At 71.8% G+C, this 1,223-nt stretch carries 1 protein-coding gene; it reads left to right on the top strand.

Annotated elements, in window-relative coordinates:
• A partial coding sequence (locus tag HCJ94_RS29325; protein ID WP_168004236.1) for an ISL3 family transposase occupies nucleotides 1-1,211 on the top strand: 1,211 nt, incomplete at its 5' end.
• Between the last annotated feature and the right edge of the window lie 12 nt (nucleotides 1,212-1,223).

Here is a 1,223-nt window from a genome sequence, read left to right as displayed (position 1 = left end):
AGCAGGCGCGATGCTGCCCGCAGTGTGGGCAGCGGGCGGCACGGGTGAAGCAGTGGGCCACGACCCGGCCGCGGGACCTGCCGGTCGGCGGGCGGCCAGTACGGCTGCGCTGGCGCAAACGACGCTGGTACTGCCCGACCCCGGCCTGTCCGCGCAAGTCCTTCACCGAACAGGTCGCCCAGGTCCCGGCCCGTTCCCGGCTGACCACCCGGCTGCGGCAGGCGGCCGGTGCCGCGGTCGCCGACGGTGGCCGCACGATCGTGCAGGCCGCCCGGGACCACCGCGTCTCATGGCCGGTCGTCGCGCAGGCGTTCACCGCCCACGCAACCGCGGTGCTGCCGGACGAGCCGGAGCCGGTCACGGTGCTCGGCATCGACGAGGTCCGCCGCGGCAAGCCACGCTGGAGCTGGGACGATCAAGCCGGCTCGTGGACCACGACCGCGGACCGGTGGCACGTCGGCTTCGTGGATCTGTCCGGCGGACAGGGCCTGCTCGCGCAGGTCGAAGGCCGCACCACCGCCGCAGTCACCGGCTGGCTGACCGCCCGCCCGCAAGTGTGGCGCGACCAGGTTCATGCGGTGGCGATCGACATGTGCACCGTGTTCAAGGCCGCCGTCCGCCAGGTGCTGCCACACGCGCTGCTGGTCGTCGACCACTTCCACGTCGTGCAACTGGCCAACCGGGCCGTCACCGAGGTCCGCCGTCGCATGACCCTGACCCGGCGCGGACGCCGCGGCCGCGGCAGCGACCCGGAATGGCGGATGCGCAACCGGCTGACCCGATCCGCTGCCCGCATGCCCGGCAAGCACGTCGACCGCCTGGTCGACACCCTGCAAGCCCTCCCCACGACGATCGGCGCCCCGATCCTCGCCGCGTGGAACGCGAAAGAAGACCTGCTCGACCTCCTCGCGACCGCCCGTACCCAGCCCGACCGGGAACACGTCCACCGACTGCTGCACCGCTTCTACACCCGCTGCGCCGCCACTGACCTGCCCGAACTCCACCGCCTCGCCACCACCATCGAAACCTGGTGGCCACAGATCCAGGCGTTCCTGCACACCGGGATCACCAACGCCGGCTCCGAAGGCACCAACCGCGTAATCAAGACCATCGCCCGCGACGCCTACGGATTCCGCAACCCCGAAAACCAACGCCTCCGCACCCGCACCGCGACCACCCGACGCCACCGCGGACACCTCAACCCCGCTTAACTTCGAAGAGCC

Origin of the sequence: Micromonospora thermarum, from assembly GCF_012034245.1 — a bacterium.
Classification (GTDB): domain Bacteria; phylum Actinomycetota; class Actinomycetes; order Mycobacteriales; family Micromonosporaceae; genus Micromonospora; species Micromonospora thermarum.
Note: the sequence above shows the minus strand (reverse complement) of the source record. Positions and strands in the feature narration are given on the sequence as shown.